The following is a 14448-nucleotide window of genomic DNA, read 5'->3' on the forward strand; positions in this document are numbered from 1 at the left end:
TCTCCTAAGATCGTGATAAAAGGAGAATGGATCAGGGATTCTAAACTCGCGATATCGCTCGCAAGTCCCTTGGTCGTCCAGGGGGAAGGTATGATTTCGACGTTGCGGTGGTTCCTTTGAATCTTTTCAATTTCGGAAACGACCATTTCTTTGAGATGGCCGACGAGAACATAAATCTTTTTGACGCGGAAAGTGGTCTGCATGAGTTCCACGTTTCTTTCCAGGATCGTTTTTCCCTGAAATTCAAACAAGGGCTTAGGAATGTAGGTCGTCCTAGGATAGGCCCTGGTCCCCTTGCCCGCCGCGGCGATCACACCAACTTCAATCTTTTCCACTGGAGATAGGCTATTTTTACAGGCTTGCGGTGTCAAAAAGGATTTGGAACGAAGATTCGGGAGAATTTGCAGGAAGAAACGGTCGATTCAGAAGAAAGAAAAATTTCTAAAAGAGAACGGATTCATTTTTGGAAAGCATTTGTCGCAACTACGACAACTTTGCTGTGAAAAGTCGCGCGCCCCACCCTCGTTGGGTGGTGGTGGTGGGTCGGCGGGAAATCGGGGAGAAACTTTCCTTAGCACAGAAATTCTTTTTTTGCAAGAAGAATTCTTAGTCCCTTTTTGTAGGAACTCCTACGAAGCCTGGTTTCGAACAAGAGAGGTTCTGATTCGAAGGAGATTGTTCTTGATCTTTCTCTTCTGGTCTTCCGTCAAAAAAATCTCTTTTCTTTCGGCCCTCTGGATAACGAGGTCCGCCTTTGTTACGAACTCGATGGCGGCGTCATCGAGCGATTCCCGATTCTTCTGTTTTTCTCGGAATACGTTGAGAGCCCTCTGAACTTCCATCAGCTCTTGGGTGACTGTTTTGATTTCTAAATCAGGAGTTGCCATTTTGAATTCCTTACTTTTTAATTCGGTCAGAGAATTCGTTTTCTGTACAGAAGAATTTTAAGATCCAAAATCCATTCTTTTCAAGTTGTGGAGTTCCCGCACAAATTGTTCCGACAAAGCATTTCTTTTCAAAAAAACTTGCAAACGGACTTTAAGTCCGTTTGAGATAAGATTACGGAAGGATTTGCACTTCGAATCCAAAGAAGAATTTTCTTCCAAGAGCGGTCAAAACGCTTTTTAGAATCTTAACGACGACGATTGATCCCATTCAATTTCAAAGATCATTCTTCAAAAGACTCGTAATAGATATTGAAGAACAATTCTTCTTTTTCAATCGTAAAGGACGTCTATGTATTTTTTCTTCGCTTCCAAATGTTCTTTCAATGTTTTCGCAAAGTAATGATAACCGTCGCCTTTTAAGAGAAAGAAAAGATATTCGGATTCTTTAGGATAGAACGCGGCTTCGAGCGCGGGAAAGCCCGGATTGGAAATCGGCCCAGGAGGAAAACCCTTGTTCAGATAAGTGTTATAAGGAGAAACGATCTTCAGATCTTTTTCAAAAATTCTACTGTGAGGTTTGTCAAAAAGATATTGAATCGTCGCACAGGATTCGAGAGGCATATCTCTTTTGAGACGATTGTTGAAAACTCCCGCCATAAGAGGTCTTTCCTCGTTTCTCTTTGCCTCCCTTTCGACGACGGAAGCCAATATTACAAATTTATGAAGTTCCGCCGGGGAAAGATTTTTAGCTTTTTCGATCTTTTGGATTCTTACATAGAATCTTTTGATCATCATTCTTACGATCTTATCCACCGGGAAGTTGATAGGAATGCTGTAAGTTTCCGGAAACAAATATCCTTCCGCGGAAGTTGCCGGAATTTTAAATTCCCTCAAGAGTTCGGGTTCGCTCGCCGCGAGTAAAAAATCCTGTCTCTTAGAGATGATCTTTTTGGATGTAAGAAGGTCTCCAATCTGACGGTTGTTATAACCTTCCGGAATCGTAAAGTTTACGAGTTTTACTTTTCCTTCCGTAATCACTTGTAGAATCTTTCGAGAATCCATCCCATCGTTGATTTCATAAAGCCCTTGTTTGATCTTTCCGGCGCTTCTTGTAAAACGGACGAGATAAAGAAAGTATTTAGAGGACTTGATCATTCCGTGGGTGGAAAGTGTTTCTACGATCTTCCCCGGAGTATCTCCGGATTCGACGAGGAGATCCAACTTCGTCTGACCGGAACCGACGGCTCCTCCTTTGAGTTCATCCACTACGAAAAAAGTCGTAACCGCGATCAAAAGAAGAACTCCTACAAAGAGTCCCGCGAAAATCAGAAGTTTTTTAAAATTCATAAGTTCTTATATTTCCTTCGACCGGTTTTTAAATGAGTTCAAGGTCAGAATGCAATTTTAGTTCTTTTCTGGAAGAAAATTTCTCGGGACGGGAAGAAGATTCCATTCTCCTCCCGGCATTCTTTCTCTAAAAAAACAACTGTAGTACCCTTCGTGACAGGCCGCCACTTTCTGTTCCACTTGATAGACCAAAAAGGAACGGTCCTTCGGCGCAAGAATCTGGAGAATTTTCTGAGTATGTCCCGAAGTGTCCCCTTTTTTCCAGAGTTGATTCCGGGAACGGCTGAAATAATGGGCGTATCCCGTTTCGGAGGTCAATCTCTGACTTTCCTCGTTCCCAAAAGCCTGCATAAGAATTTCACCGTTCGGATCGACCGCGACGACGGGAATCATCTCTCCTTTCGGAGGCTGTAGGATCTCCTCCGTTTTCTGAAGATCCAAGGGCTCAAAACTGGAATGAAGAAAGAGAATCGTATCCTCGTCGCAATCGACTTCTTCCCGAGTTCCGGAAGGAAGCGTTTTTCTATAATCTTCCAGATCCTCTTCGGTGAAACGTATGAGGGAGGAAATCGTTCTTTTGGGAACTTGCACTTGGAGGACTGTGACTTTGCGGGAACTCATAACTTTTACGAAAGAATCTACTCCAAACCAGAATTTTTCGAATTCACTTACAGTCCACTCTTACAGAAGTTTTTAGATTCTTCTTCCGAAAAGAACAAGCTCAATCCGAGTCGTTAAAAAGTAGGAACTCCTACTTTTCTTGGACTTCGGAAGAACCTGCCTCCGCATCTTTGATTGCAAATTATAGAAAGAAAAATACTACGGAGAATCCATGTTAGAAGCCGCGCTCATTCTTCTTGCCTTGTCTTCGATGAGTTCCCTCGGACTCGAACTTACGCAGGAACAGTTGGATTCCACGAAGAAAATGTTCAAGACCGGACTTGGGGTTTGTTTCCTGAATCTTTTTATCCTCCCTCTCGTCGCATTTTTCTTATGCAAAACTTTTCGACTTTCTCCATCGATCAGCCTGGGAATTTTTCTCTGCGCTTGTTCGGGAGGTGGCGCTTCCGCTGGATTGTTCATCTTAAAAGCAAAGGGCGCGCCTGGAACCGGCGCCGCCATGTTGAGTCTTTTGAATTTTATGAGCCTTTTTACGGCCCCGCTTCTGATCACATTGTATTCCGGAAGTTCCGTTTCCGAATTCGAAAAAGCGCTTCGGATTCTTCCCAAATTATTGGCGATCGGGTTCGTCTTCTTCGGACTTCCTTTAGGAATCGGATTTTGGATCCGGAAAAAAAGAGAGGACATCGCCTTTCGAGCGTCTCCTTATCTGGTCCGAACAAGCAATCTTGCGCTTGGATTTTCGATTCTCTATCTCGCGTTCCGATACTGGGAACAAATTTTAGAATTCGGATTCCCGATTTGGATCGCGATTCTTCTTGTAACTTGTTTTTCCTTTACGAACGGAATCTATCTGTTTCGGGAAAAACCGGAAAACAGAAGAAGTATCGGAATCGTGAGCGGAATCCGAAATTTATCTCTGGCTCTTCTCTTGGCAAACGAGCGGACGGGGGATCCAAGAGTTTTAATCACGATTCTACTTTATGGATTTCTTATGTATTTGGCGGCGCTGCCCGCCTCCTTTTTTTGGAGACGCTGGAAGAATGTTGCGAGTTGACGGTGGTCTTCTCGTCCGAGGAAGAATCTTCCGATCCTCCCCCGTTTAGGAACTTTTAAGCCGCTTCTTTTTCCCTCTTACCGGGTATTCCATCGAAACGGACCGTATGAACCACAACCTTCATCTTACTTCGATTGGCTCCATCCTGCGCCTTCCAACGATCCTGCCTGAGTTCTCCGATCACGGTCGCTTTTTTCCCCTTCTTAAGATACTCGTGGCAATTTTCAGCCTGCCTTTCCCAGGCTTCTATGTCAATATACGAGACCTCTCCGTCCGGCGTGGATCGATGATCGTGGTTGACCGCCAATGTAAAAGTGGCGACGCTCTTTCCGCTGTTGAGAGTTTTGAGTTCCGGATCGGCCGTGAGATTTCCGTCCAGAATGATATGCGATAGGTTTTTCATTGTTTTTACTCCTCTGAATCGGGGAAATTTTTCCCCCTCGACCTTTACGGTTCCCGTTTCAAACACAACGGACCGGATTTAAGAATTTTTTTCCAAAGAATTTATTTTTTTTACGGTCCTTGAACAGCCCGACCTTTTTCAAAAAATATTCGAATTTCAGAATACTTTTCCAATAAGAACTCGAAAAAAGAAACGTCCTTCGTTCCGATTCTTCTCCAAACAAAGCGGCAATGTATGGACGGGAAAATTCTTCCTTAAAACCGGTCTCAGATCCCGAAATTCAGGAACTCCAATCAGAATTTAAAAAATGAGAGCTCGTCTAAAACCGAAACTGCGAAAACTCCTCCGAAAGGAACCGTATTTCGAAAAGTTAAATAGAACGAATTGCAAGACTTCGAAGGAGCTATTGCGAAATTTCTTTTACGGTTTGGAGAAAAGGTCTTCGTTCGATCGATTCGAAATCGCGACGGAAGAATTCTTTTTGTCCTCTTCCTTCAAAGTTTTCAGTTCGATCAAAAGTCTTTCTAAATCTCCGGTGCCTTTTGCGCGATACACCCCTCGAAGATAATTCTTTCGGTCGATCAGATAGACGTTTTCGGTATGAACGAAATCGTTGAGATCGTCTTTTCCCTGGATTACTTTTATATCCGCGCCGAACTGGTTTCTCGCAAGATTAAAGATCGTTTTTTTAGAACCCGTAAGAAACGTCCACCGGCTCTGCGAAATCTTATAAAGAGATCTGAATTTTTTCAGAACGTCGACCGTATCCAATTCTGGATTTACGGAAATCGAAACGATCTGAACGTCCTTTTGATCCTCGATCTTAGGAATAAAATTCAACATATTCCGAGTGATCATAGGACAAATCCCTCTGCACTTCGCGTAGAAGAATACGATCAACGTGTATTTTTCCCTGAGATTTTTGAGATTGAATTCTTGATTTTCGTGCGAAACGAGCGAGAACTCCGGAATTTTTTTAAGATCCGAGGGAAGGATTCCGTTTTCTTCCGGCCAAAAAGGATCCATCACGTCGCTTTTAAAATAAGGAAGAATTCCATCCTTCGGAGAAGAAGAATAAGTCAACTCCGGATAAAAGGTTTCCTTCTTTTCGTCGCAGGCAGTCGCAAAAAGAAGAATCAGGAGACTATATAAAATTTTTATCATATTCTTTTTTCTAATCCGTTTTTTTGATAGGCTCGCAAATTTTACTTCCGGGTAGTCCGACGGAACTTCCGTCGCTCGCGATGACCGTATTCATATAGATTTGTCCGCTACGATTCCACTTTTTCACGACGATCAGCTTGCTGTTCTCGTCGAACTTTTCGTAGAGAGACGGTTTTCCGTTGTCATACCATTCCCAGTGATCGTTGATATATTTGCCGGAATTGAATTCCGCATAAAAACGATTCTTCCCGTTTCGATACCAAGAACGGTGAACTCCAACTTTGAGTCCTTCTTTGAAAGTCCTCTTCTCCAAAACGAAACCGCTTCCGTTTTGCGAAATATAGGTTCCGTCTTCGAGTCCGTCTTTGAACTCGGTCGTTTGAATTTCATCCAATGCGGGCAGGTCCCTTCGGATAAGTCCGTTGAAAGGTTTTTGTTTATAGTAAACCTTATCCTTAAACAAGGCAAGGTTCGGGTCGGAATACTCGATCGTATCGCCTCCTTGACAACCGATCGCAAAGAGGGCCGTCAAGAAAACGAAAAAGATCGAAAGCGATTTAGTTAGAAACACTTCCAATGACGCCGTAAAAGTAAGAACCCATTAGAGTTTTGATCGTTGCGGTCGCATCCAATACGTAGTGGTAGTGATAGGTAGGAGTCGAAAAATGAGTCGTAACCGCGGTATGTCCATGCAAAGAATCTAATGTAGGAGTGAAATCATCCCCCGTTGCGGCCGTTCCATTATCGCATTTTTCACCGTAAATCGCATAACCGTCCAAAATGATTCCGATCAAATTCGCGTCGTTATTGCTTACTTTTGTAACCGCCGCGTGGTGATGATAAACGCCTTGGTTTTGAGGGTGACCGCCGAAGTTGTCAAAGGTCAGCGCTTCGACCGAAAGATTATCGGGAGGAGCCGCGGCGTTGTTGAAAATCGCAAGACCGTTTACCGTGATACCGATGGCAACGAGTCCGCCCTGAGTACTCACGGTTCCCGTTCCTTTCGCAGGCGTGGAAGGAATCGCATAAACCAATTTCTGAGCGGAAATGGAATTGGTCCCCGCAGGAGTATTGCCGCCGGGAAGAGCTTCGAACAAAGGAGAACTGGAACCGTAGTAGTAACTTTTTGTGTTCGGAACGTTCTGGGATTTGAAGACGTAGGAATTTCCGGAAACGTAAGCCGTAGAACATTTAAAATTGTTTTTGATCCAGGATGGGAGCGCCGAGTCCATACATGTCGTCACGCCGGTAACACAACCGGAAGAAGAATCGATCGTAGCCGTTGCTTTGGAAACACCGGTTCCGGTGGTCGCCAGTGTGCCGTTGCAAAAACCGGTGCTCGCGATGATTCCCAAAGTTGCGATCGTGAGATCGTCGTTTTTTTCGTCCTTCTTACAAAGTAAAAAAGAAAGACTTAACATAAGTATCAGAATCGTTTTTTGAATCATTTTTTCCCCTTTTCTCAAGGCGCCTTGAGACGCATGAATTTATGGCACTTGAGTATAAGGCAGTGGACGAAAATCGTCGACCGAACAAATCGGCTAAGACTCTTTTTTTTGTTTTTTTTCCGAGATATAAAGGGAAGGAGTCGTTCCCATGATTCTTTTAAAAGACTGATTGAACGTGGACTTGGAATTAAAACCCGCTTCGAAAGCCAAATGCAGAACTCCGTTTTTTTCATCCGAAGAAGAATTCAAAAGCCGAATGAATTCCAGAACTCTGTATTCGTTCACGAAATTGTAGAAATTCGTTTCCAAAACCTCGCTCAGCGCCTGCGTGATGTGAGCGCGCGGTACGTTCAATTCTTCAGCCAACTGATCCAAGGAGAATTCTCCGTTTCGATACGGTTTTTTCCGGTCCATCAGTTCTTTTATCAAGGTCGTGTATTCTTTTAATTTTTCGAATTCCAAACCTGATCGTTCGTACTTCTTTTTTTTAACGAGCGGATAAGAATCGTTCTGCCCAAGAAGCCACGCCGAATGAATCATACTCTGACGAACTCCGAAAAGAGAAAACAGGATCGTAAAGATAAGAATATCGTATCCTCGAATCGGCGGTAGAATCGTTTCGAAAGAAGAATCGGAAATTCCGTTCCAAATAAAAGATACGCTCCGATAAACCAAAATCAGAAACACGAGAACGATCAAAAATTTCAACCAACCGAACCGTAAGGATTCGATCGCGGGATTCACAGGTTCCTTCTCCGTTTTGCGGATCTTATAATAACTAAAGACGGAATAGAAAGACAAAGAAACAAAGGTGAACCGTTTTAAGACCCAGCCTTCCGGACCGAAAAAAAGATCGGACAACCAGCGCGATTCTTCCGAAATTCTAAAACCAAAAAATAAAAACACAAAAACGAGATACGGAAGAAGATGAAACCAATCCTTCTTTTTTACTCCGACCCCGATGAGATCTTTCAGATAAAGATAGAATAACGGACCCAGAAGAAGTTGCGGAATGTGAAAAAAATCAAAATACGATCTTCCGAAAATTCTTCCCAAGATATGAGCAAAGTGAAGACAACTCAAAGCTAACAGAAAAAAGACGAACCATCGATCGAAGGAAAAACGATGTCTTTTAAACCAAAGGACGAAGATCGCGAAAACGGTGATCGTCAACGAAACCGGAGGAATCGGAAAACCGGGCGGCGGATGTGGCGGACCAACAGACGGCATAAAGTGAAACTATTTCCTTTTGAAAAGATGGAAGCTGATAACGGAGACGATAAAAATTCGATGATGTAAATCAAGCCGTAAGAAAATTATTTTTCTTTTCTCAAGCCCCGAAAAACGACAGAATGACTCACCGCAATGTCCCAAAAGAATCAGAAAAAAACAGAGCTCGTATTCGAAGCTAAAAAAATCGGAAAGATCTACAAGATGGGAGAGATCGAAGTTCCCGCTCTTCACGGCGTGGACTTAGAACTTCGTTCCGGAGAATTTGTGGTTCTTTTAGGACCCTCCGGTTCGGGCAAATCCACTTTGCTGAATATTTTAGGAGGCCTTGACACGCCCACCTCGGGAGAAGTTCGATTTCAAGATCACGATTTGTTTTCCACTGACGACGAAAGTCTTACGCTCTATAGAAGGGATCACGTGGGATTCGTATTCCAATTTTATAATCTAATTCCGAGTCTTACCGCGTTGGAAAACGTATCCTTGGTCACCGAACTCAGTTCCCATCCTATGACCTCCGAAGAGGCGCTTGAACTCGTGGGCCTTCTCGAAAGAAAGGATCATTTCCCCGCGCAGATGTCCGGAGGAGAACAGCAGAGGGTCGCGATCGCAAGGGCGATCGCCAAAAGACCGGACGTACTTCTCTGCGACGAACCGACCGGAGCTCTCGACTTCAAAACGGGAAGGGTCGTTCTGGACGCGATTTCAAAAGTAAATTTAGAATTGGGAACGACGACGGTAGTAATCACGCATAACGCGACGATCGCGCAGATGGCGGACCGGATCGTGGAAATGAGGGACGGAACCATCGTTTCCAATAAAAAGAATTCCCGAAAAAAAACTACGGAAGAATTGAACTGGTGAAAACTCTCGATCTAAAAGTTTTTCGAGAAATGAAATCCCTCAAAGCGCAGGGAATCACGATCGCTCTGGTGGTCGCGGCGGGAGTCGGGGTTTTTGTGGCTTCGAGGAGCGCCTACGATTCCCTTTTTTCGGCGCGCGAAAAGTTCTATTCTTCCGCTTACTTCGCGCAGGGGTTCGTTTCCCTAAAAAGGGCGCCGGAATCCGTTCTTCAAAATCTCGTCGACGTTCCGGGAGTGGGAACGATCCGTTCCAGAATCGTACAGGAAGCTGTATTAGATATTCCGAATGAAACCCTTCCTACGTCGGGAAGATTCGTTTCCTTATCTCAGGGAATCAACGTTCCTCATCTTCGTTCCGGGAGATTTCCCAAAGGCGACAACGAAGTTTTGTTAAGCGAAGCCTTCGCTTTCGCAAATAAGTTAATCCCCGGAAATCGGATCGTAGGAATTTTGCAGGGAGAGAAAAAAATTCTTACCGTAAGCGGAATCGCACTCTCTCCCGAATACGTTTATATCTTTCGCGGAACCAATCCTCTTCCGGACGATAAACATTTCGGAATTCTCTGGATGGATCGTAAGGGAATGGAGAACGCCTTCGGAATGGTGGGCGCGTTCAACGACGCGGTTTTTACGTTCGCGCCCGAAGCGCAGAGGACGTCCGTGCTCAAAAGGATCGACGAGATTTTGGAACCATACGGAGGATACGGCGCCTATGATCGGGACAAACTTCCGTCCCATTCTTTTCTCCGAGACGAATTCAAACAGCTCAAAACGATGGCCTACTCTCTGCCGATGATTTTTCTAGGAGTCGCGGCTTTCCTGCTCCATATCGTCTCGACGAGAATCATCTCGAAGGAAAGGGAACAGATCGCGACCTTAAAAGCATTAGGATATTCGAATATAGAAATCGCTCTTCATTATCTTAAGATCATTTCGGTGATCAGCGGACTCGGTTCCTTTTTAGGGGTATTGGTGGGAATCTGGCTCGGCGACGCGATGAGAAATCTTTATTCGGAGTATTATCGATTTCCGCATCTCGTTTATATCTTCCATCCTTCCTTGGGGTTATTCGGAATTTTGATCGGAATCCTTGCCGGCGCGTTAGGAACCACTTATTCCATCTTCAGAGTTCTCAAATTGGATCCGGCGCAGGCGATGCGTCCTCCGGTTCCTATGAGTTTTCAAAAAAACTGGATCGAAACTTATACGAAGACGTTATCGACACAAACTCGGATGATTTTGAGGAACCTCACGAGAAGACCGGCGAGGACCCTGATTGCGATACTCGGGATTTCGACGTCCGTGATGATTATGGTCTTAGGAATGTTCTCGCGGGACGCGGTGAATGCGATGATCGAAATTCAGTTCGATCTTCTCCAGAGGGAATCCATAACGGTTTCCTTTTTAGGACCGGTTTCCAAAACCGCGGTCGACGATCTTCAAAAGGACCCCGCGGTTCTATCGGCGGAAGGTTATAGGATGATTCCGATTCGGATTCGTGTAGGACATCTTTCCAAAGAGATGGCTTTGCAGGGGATTCCGGATAACGCGGAACTGAGAAGGCTTGTAGGAAAGAAAAGAAATATTCTCACGCCTCCGAGTTCCGGAGTTTTTTTGAATTCCGGAGTCGCCGAAAAAATGAAGATCAAAACCGGTTCTCAGATTCAAATGGAAATTCTGGAAGGGAACCGAAAAAAAATCGCGGTCCGAGTCGACGGGTTGGTCGAAGAACTTTTAGGCCAAGGGGCCTATATGGATCTCAACTCCGTCAATCAACTGTTAGGCGAAGGGGAAAGCGTCAATCTCATCGCGTTACGAACCGACGCAAAAGAAGAATCCGCCTTATTGTCCAGACTGAAAGACGTTCCGAAAATTTCGGGGGTTTCCACGCGAGCCGGAAGCCTCAAGGTGTTCACGGACACGATGTCGCGAAGCACTCTCGCGACCACCGTCATTCTCTTTATATTCGCGTCGGTAATTTCAGTCGGCGTCGTCTACAACACGGCGATGATTTCCTTATCCGAAAGAATTTTCGAACTCGGAAGTTTGAGGATACTCGGATTTACGAGAAAGGAAGTTTTTAGGATATTAGCCGGAGAATTAGGAGTCGAAATCATCGCTTCTCTTCCGATCGGCTGCGTGTTGGGATATTCTTTCGCTTATCTTTTGATGACCACGGTTGAGACGGAAGGATTCAAAATTCCTCTGATCATTTCGTATCGAACCTATGTCGTAGCGATCCTGATGACGTTGGGAACCTCCGTACTGAGTTATTTTATTCTATATTCAAAAATCAAAACGATGGATCTTTTATCGATCCTAAAAATAAGGGAATAGTTATGAATTTAAAAGAAGACTGGAAGCCGATCGTTTCGAATCAAAAATTCAGAATCGGAGTAGGCATTGGAATTCTCGTTTTATTCTTATGGTTTTTATTAAAACCGAAACCGGTCGTTTCGGAGACCGCGAAGGTGATCAGAGGCACGTATCAGCAAATCGTCGAAGAGGAAGGAACCACAAGGGTTCGGGAAAAGTTTACGATCTATTCGCCCGTAAGCGGAATTCTAAAAAGAATCCATAAACACGCGGGCGAATCCGTCGACAAAGGTGAAATCCTCGCGATCGTAAAATGGGACTTTGACCGACCGGTAAATTCGCCTATCGCCGGTAAGGTGCTGAAGGTAATTCGAGAAAGCGAGGGTCCGATCGAAATGGGGGCCCCTCTTTTGGAGGTGGGAAACACCGACCGTATGGAAATCGCCGCGGAAGTTCTGACACAAGAAGCGGTTCATCTTCATCCGGGAAATCCCGTCGAGATCGAGGGCTGGGGAGGCGGAAAGTTGGAAGGAACATTACGATTGGTGGAACCAGCCGCGTTTACAAAAATTTCCTCCTTGGGCGTGGAAGAACAAAGAGTCAGAGCGATCGTGGACTTCACTCCCCCGTCGGAAATGGGCGAAGGGTTTCAAGTCCGTTGCAAAATAATAAGCGACAAAAAAGAAAATCAAATCATAGCTCCCACCGCCGCATTGTTTCGAGAAGGAGAAGATTGGTTTGTCTTCCAGGTTTTGAAAAACAAGGCAAAAAAAACCAAGGTAAAGATGGAAGCCAGAAGCGGAGAAAGCGCATTGATAACGGACGGCTTGAAAGAAGGAGACGAAGTGATTCTTTATCCCGGAGAAGGCATTCAAGAAGGATCGAAGATCCGATAAAACGAACCGGTCGCGAAAAGTTTAGTATATTATTATTTACCAATATACTAAACGAAATGACCGAGAGATAAATAAAACAAATACGGATTTTAAACGTTCAAAAGTCCGTTTCGTTTTTCGAGATCCCGAAAAAATTCAGAATCTGTCTTGCCGTCGTTTTAGGGGGTACGATTGCGATCCTTTCGCCCGTTTGTGAAGAAAACGTATTTGCAACGGCGATCTTATTTTTTTCGCAAACGTTCAGACAAGACACTTCGAGAATCCGTATTCCGTCGATTTTTTCGGATCGAATCTGAAACTTCAGCTCGTTCTTGATTCTGCTCTTGCCTAAAAAACTTTCTCCCGGAATTTTTGCCGCGCACTGAGAACAGACTAGGATCGCGCCTTCCCAACCTCCGTCCGCCGTTTCGATTCCCTCAGGAAATTTTTCCCGTTTTAAGGATCCGAATCGATTCAAAAAATCTAACATAAAATCCTCCTGAAAGAGAAAGACGGAAAACAGATTCAATCCCTGGATTTTTTTAGATCGGAAAATCAAGAATTTAAAGAATACGTTTTTACTTGTTCCGACAAAGCGTTTGCCGTAAAAAAGATTGGACTCGGACTTCAAGTCCGTTTTCTTGCAAAATCGGAGTGATATCTTTCAAAAATATGTTCGCCGAAAAGCAAAGAACTCTCGTGCAATTTTAGCGTTAGAAGAATAAAACCCGAAGACAAACGGAAAAACACATTCTTAAAATTGAATCCATCAATTCCGATTCGAGAAAGAATATAAATTTCAAAAGCTCTTTTGTGTCATCGGGGATCGAAAGCGGATGATTTCCTTTCGAAAAAGGAAATGCCGGAAAGATCCGGCTTAGAGGAAAAAGGCGAAAACGAGAAGAAGTTTTCCGCTCAGCGATTGAAAGCCTCTTCCAATTCTTCAAAAACTCCGATGCTCAACAGGTCTTGATCCCGAGAATCCAAAAAGGAATCCTGAATCCAAACCCCCAGGTAAGTGCTCAAACCTAAAAAGAGAGCAAACGAAGCGCCGACGATTCTTTTGTTTCTGGTTTCTCTTTTGTCCCTTCGAACCACGTTAGACGAAATTTGCTTCACCCAATCTTGATTCTGCTTTCTTTTTAAAATCTCTCCCTTCATAGGAGAGGGATTATGATTATTCATAAAATTTCTCCTTTGTTCCAACTCTTTTCATCATCTCTTTGCCTCTCGCGGCTCTGGACTTTACCGTTCCCGGTTTTACTCCCATGGTTTCCGCGATTTGTTTTTCCGTATAACCGGCCATATAAAATTCCAAAACTCTTCTGTACTTATCGGGAATTTTTACCAAAAGCGAACGAAGTAATCCGATCACTTCCTGCGAATTGCTCTCCGCGTCCCCCGACTTTCCGTTCAGGTTAGAATTCTTAGTGATAAAGTCTTCCGGTTTTTTAGAGCGGGCCAATTTCTCGGCGCGCTCTTCTTCTCTTTTTAATTTATCGTTCATTCTCAGGGATTCGTTTCTGGCGATCGCGTATAACCAAGTGCTCAGTTTTGATTCTTTGCGAAACTGATCTTTTTTTAAGGCTTTGTACGCGCGAAAATAGGTTTCCTGCGCCACGTCGTCGATGGCATAAGAAAACCTCTCTGCGAGGTTTTTTTCAATCGCAGAGAGGACAATGTCCCTAGTGGAACTAACGATATCTGTAAATTCAGATTCAGTCATCATGGTGATGATGTTTCTTTTGAAACTCTGTTATCAAATCCACAAATTTATTTCTTTGGTCTGGAGTGAGAATCGCATGAAACTCAAGCGCTTTTTTTGTCATGAATTGTCTCATCTCCGTCATCTTGCCCATCTCCAATTCGAACGACTTGTTTATCTTTTTTTCATCCAAAGTCGGCTGACGAAACTCCGCAAGGGCTTCGGCAGGAATTCTAGGTCCTTCCAGTTTCAGTTCTTTTCTCTTGTTAAGAACTTCGTCTTTGATACGATTGAGTTCTTTCTTTTGAGAATCGTTTAGATCCAATTCCGAACTGATCTTCTTCACTACGAACTCGGCTCTCTTCTCGGGAGATTTATAAAATCTACATCCCCCCGCTAATAACGCCGCGACTACAAGAATCAGACCGGAAACTTTAAAAAATCCTTTCATTGGATTCCTCCCATTTTCTAATCCTCAGACCAAAAGGGCAAACCCAGGTTCCAATTTTTTTAATAAGAAGTCGAAAAATTC

The 14448-nt window shown here is 44.0% G+C and carries 17 protein-coding genes; 4 read left to right on the forward strand and 13 right to left on the reverse strand.

Features of this window, described 5'->3' with window-relative positions; translation table 11 throughout:
* The 4 genes from CH376_RS21685 to CH376_RS21700 all read right to left on the reverse strand — a co-directional run.
* Window positions 1-314: sugar phosphate nucleotidyltransferase (locus CH376_RS21685; protein WP_207769151.1), on the reverse strand; the 314-nt coding region annotated here is incomplete at its 3' end.
* Between the two features lie 315 nt (window positions 315-629).
* Window positions 630-887 carry a hypothetical protein gene (locus CH376_RS21690; RefSeq protein ID WP_100785091.1) on the reverse strand — a complete coding sequence of 86 codons (258 nt, stop codon included), beginning with the start codon at window positions 885-887 and terminating at the stop codon, window positions 630-632.
* 330 nt (window positions 888-1217) lie between these two features.
* A complete protein-coding gene (gene mltG / locus CH376_RS21695) occupies window positions 1218-2234 on the reverse strand; it encodes an endolytic transglycosylase MltG (RefSeq protein ID WP_100785090.1) in 1017 nt (338 codons plus the stop codon).
* A gap of 57 nt (window positions 2235-2291) precedes the next feature.
* On the reverse strand, window positions 2292-2855 hold the full coding sequence (locus CH376_RS21700) for a phosphoribosyl-AMP cyclohydrolase (protein WP_100785089.1): 564 nt from the start codon (window positions 2853-2855) through the stop codon (window positions 2292-2294).
* Window positions 2856-3066: 211 nt separating this feature from the next.
* On the opposite strand from CH376_RS21700, the gene CH376_RS21705 reads away from it, so the two are divergent.
* The gene (locus CH376_RS21705; protein WP_100785088.1) at window positions 3067-3912 is read left to right on the forward strand and encodes a bile acid:sodium symporter family protein; all 846 of its coding nucleotides are present in this window, start codon (window positions 3067-3069) and stop codon (window positions 3910-3912) included.
* A 55-nt stretch (window positions 3913-3967) separates the two neighbouring features.
* On the opposite strand, the gene CH376_RS21710 is transcribed toward CH376_RS21705, so the two are convergent.
* The 5 genes from CH376_RS21710 to CH376_RS21730 form a co-directional block, all read right to left on the reverse strand.
* Window positions 3968-4315 carry a single-stranded DNA-binding protein gene (locus CH376_RS21710; protein WP_100785244.1) on the reverse strand — a complete coding sequence of 116 codons (348 nt, stop codon included), beginning with the start codon at window positions 4313-4315 and terminating at the stop codon, window positions 3968-3970.
* Between the two features lie 420 nt (window positions 4316-4735).
* Window positions 4736-5479 (reverse strand): SCO family protein, encoded by a 744-nt coding sequence (locus tag CH376_RS21715; RefSeq protein ID WP_207767168.1) that lies wholly within the window; start codon window positions 5477-5479, stop codon window positions 4736-4738.
* 10 nt (window positions 5480-5489) lie between these two features.
* Window positions 5490-6050, reverse strand: coding sequence for a toxin-antitoxin system YwqK family antitoxin (locus tag CH376_RS21720; protein ID WP_100785242.1), 561 nt, complete (start codon window positions 6048-6050; stop codon window positions 5490-5492).
* Window positions 6037-6927, reverse strand: coding sequence for a YHYH protein (locus CH376_RS21725; RefSeq protein ID WP_100785241.1), 891 nt, complete (start codon window positions 6925-6927; stop codon window positions 6037-6039). The genes CH376_RS21720 and CH376_RS21725 overlap by 14 nt, the downstream gene beginning before the upstream one ends.
* 93 nt (window positions 6928-7020) lie before the next feature.
* Window positions 7021-8157 carry an AraC family transcriptional regulator gene (locus CH376_RS21730; protein ID WP_100785087.1) on the reverse strand — a complete coding sequence of 379 codons (1137 nt, stop codon included), beginning with the start codon at window positions 8155-8157 and terminating at the stop codon, window positions 7021-7023.
* A 135-nt stretch (window positions 8158-8292) separates the two neighbouring features.
* On the opposite strand from CH376_RS21730, the gene CH376_RS21735 reads away from it, so the two are divergent.
* From CH376_RS21735 to CH376_RS21745, 3 genes are read left to right on the forward strand one after another with little or no spacing between them, the layout of a single operon-like run.
* Window positions 8293-9021, forward strand: a complete 729-nt coding sequence (locus tag CH376_RS21735; RefSeq protein WP_100785086.1) for an ABC transporter ATP-binding protein — start codon at window positions 8293-8295, stop codon at window positions 9019-9021.
* Entirely contained in the window at window positions 9018-11357 is a 2340-nt protein-coding gene (locus CH376_RS21740; RefSeq protein WP_243394695.1) for an ABC transporter permease, read from the forward strand. Before CH376_RS21735 ends, CH376_RS21740 begins: the two co-directional genes overlap by 4 nt.
* Window positions 11358-11359: 2 nt before the next feature.
* Window positions 11360-12232: an efflux RND transporter periplasmic adaptor subunit gene (locus tag CH376_RS21745; RefSeq protein WP_100785084.1), complete on the forward strand. Its 873-nt coding sequence runs from the start codon at window positions 11360-11362 to the stop codon at window positions 12230-12232.
* A 97-nt stretch (window positions 12233-12329) separates the two neighbouring features.
* Here CH376_RS21745 and CH376_RS21750 read toward each other — a convergent pair whose 3' ends face one another.
* From CH376_RS21750 to CH376_RS21770, 4 genes are all read right to left on the reverse strand, one after another.
* Complete coding sequence (locus CH376_RS21750) at window positions 12330-12701, reverse strand: hypothetical protein (protein WP_125231919.1); 372 nt, start codon at window positions 12699-12701, stop codon at window positions 12330-12332.
* A 425-nt stretch (window positions 12702-13126) separates the two neighbouring features.
* Window positions 13127-13396, reverse strand: coding sequence for a hypothetical protein (locus tag CH376_RS21760; protein ID WP_100785081.1), 270 nt, complete (start codon window positions 13394-13396; stop codon window positions 13127-13129).
* Complete coding sequence (locus CH376_RS21765; protein WP_100785080.1) at window positions 13389-13940, reverse strand: RNA polymerase sigma factor; 552 nt, start codon at window positions 13938-13940, stop codon at window positions 13389-13391. Before CH376_RS21765 ends, CH376_RS21760 begins: the two co-directional genes overlap by 8 nt.
* Window positions 13930-14367, reverse strand: coding sequence for a Spy/CpxP family protein refolding chaperone (locus CH376_RS21770; RefSeq protein WP_100785079.1), 438 nt, complete (start codon window positions 14365-14367; stop codon window positions 13930-13932). Before CH376_RS21770 ends, CH376_RS21765 begins: the two co-directional genes overlap by 11 nt.
* Between the last annotated feature and the right edge of the window lie 81 nt (window positions 14368-14448).

The sequence above is a fragment of the Leptospira adleri genome (genome assembly GCF_002811985.1).
Classification (GTDB): domain Bacteria; phylum Spirochaetota; class Leptospiria; order Leptospirales; family Leptospiraceae; genus Leptospira; species Leptospira adleri.

What these genes read in the sequence shown, in the direction of transcription:
- CH376_RS21760 (WP_100785081.1), bottom strand. Translation starts at nt 13,396, where the DNA reads ATGAATAATCATAATCCCTCTCCTATGAAGGGAGAGATTTTAAAAAGA.
- CH376_RS21770 (WP_100785079.1), bottom strand. Translation starts at nt 14,367, where the DNA reads ATGAAAGGATTTTTTAAAGTTTCCGGTCTGATTCTTGTAGTCGCGGCG.
- CH376_RS21715 (WP_207767168.1), bottom strand. Translation starts at nt 5,479, where the DNA reads ATGATAAAAATTTTATATAGTCTCCTGATTCTTCTTTTTGCGACTGCC.
- mltG (WP_100785090.1), bottom strand. Translation starts at nt 2,234, where the DNA reads ATGAATTTTAAAAAACTTCTGATTTTCGCGGGACTCTTTGTAGGAGTT.
- CH376_RS21750 (WP_125231919.1), bottom strand. Translation starts at nt 12,701, where the DNA reads ATGTTAGATTTTTTGAATCGATTCGGATCCTTAAAACGGGAAAAATTT.
- CH376_RS21725 (WP_100785241.1), bottom strand. Translation starts at nt 6,927, where the DNA reads ATGATTCAAAAAACGATTCTGATACTTATGTTAAGTCTTTCTTTTTTA.
- CH376_RS21700 (WP_100785089.1), bottom strand. Translation starts at nt 2,855, where the DNA reads ATGAGTTCCCGCAAAGTCACAGTCCTCCAAGTGCAAGTTCCCAAAAGA.
- CH376_RS21765 (WP_100785080.1), bottom strand. Translation starts at nt 13,940, where the DNA reads ATGATGACTGAATCTGAATTTACAGATATCGTTAGTTCCACTAGGGAC.
- CH376_RS21730 (WP_100785087.1), bottom strand. Translation starts at nt 8,157, where the DNA reads ATGCCGTCTGTTGGTCCGCCACATCCGCCGCCCGGTTTTCCGATTCCT.
- CH376_RS21710 (WP_100785244.1), bottom strand. Translation starts at nt 4,315, where the DNA reads ATGAAAAACCTATCGCATATCATTCTGGACGGAAATCTCACGGCCGAT.
- CH376_RS21735 (WP_100785086.1), top strand. Translation starts at nt 8,293, where the DNA reads ATGTCCCAAAAGAATCAGAAAAAAACAGAGCTCGTATTCGAAGCTAAA.
- CH376_RS21745 (WP_100785084.1), top strand. Translation starts at nt 11,360, where the DNA reads ATGAATTTAAAAGAAGACTGGAAGCCGATCGTTTCGAATCAAAAATTC.
- CH376_RS21705 (WP_100785088.1), top strand. Translation starts at nt 3,067, where the DNA reads ATGTTAGAAGCCGCGCTCATTCTTCTTGCCTTGTCTTCGATGAGTTCC.
- CH376_RS21690 (WP_100785091.1), bottom strand. Translation starts at nt 887, where the DNA reads ATGGCAACTCCTGATTTAGAAATCAAAACAGTCACCCAAGAGCTGATG.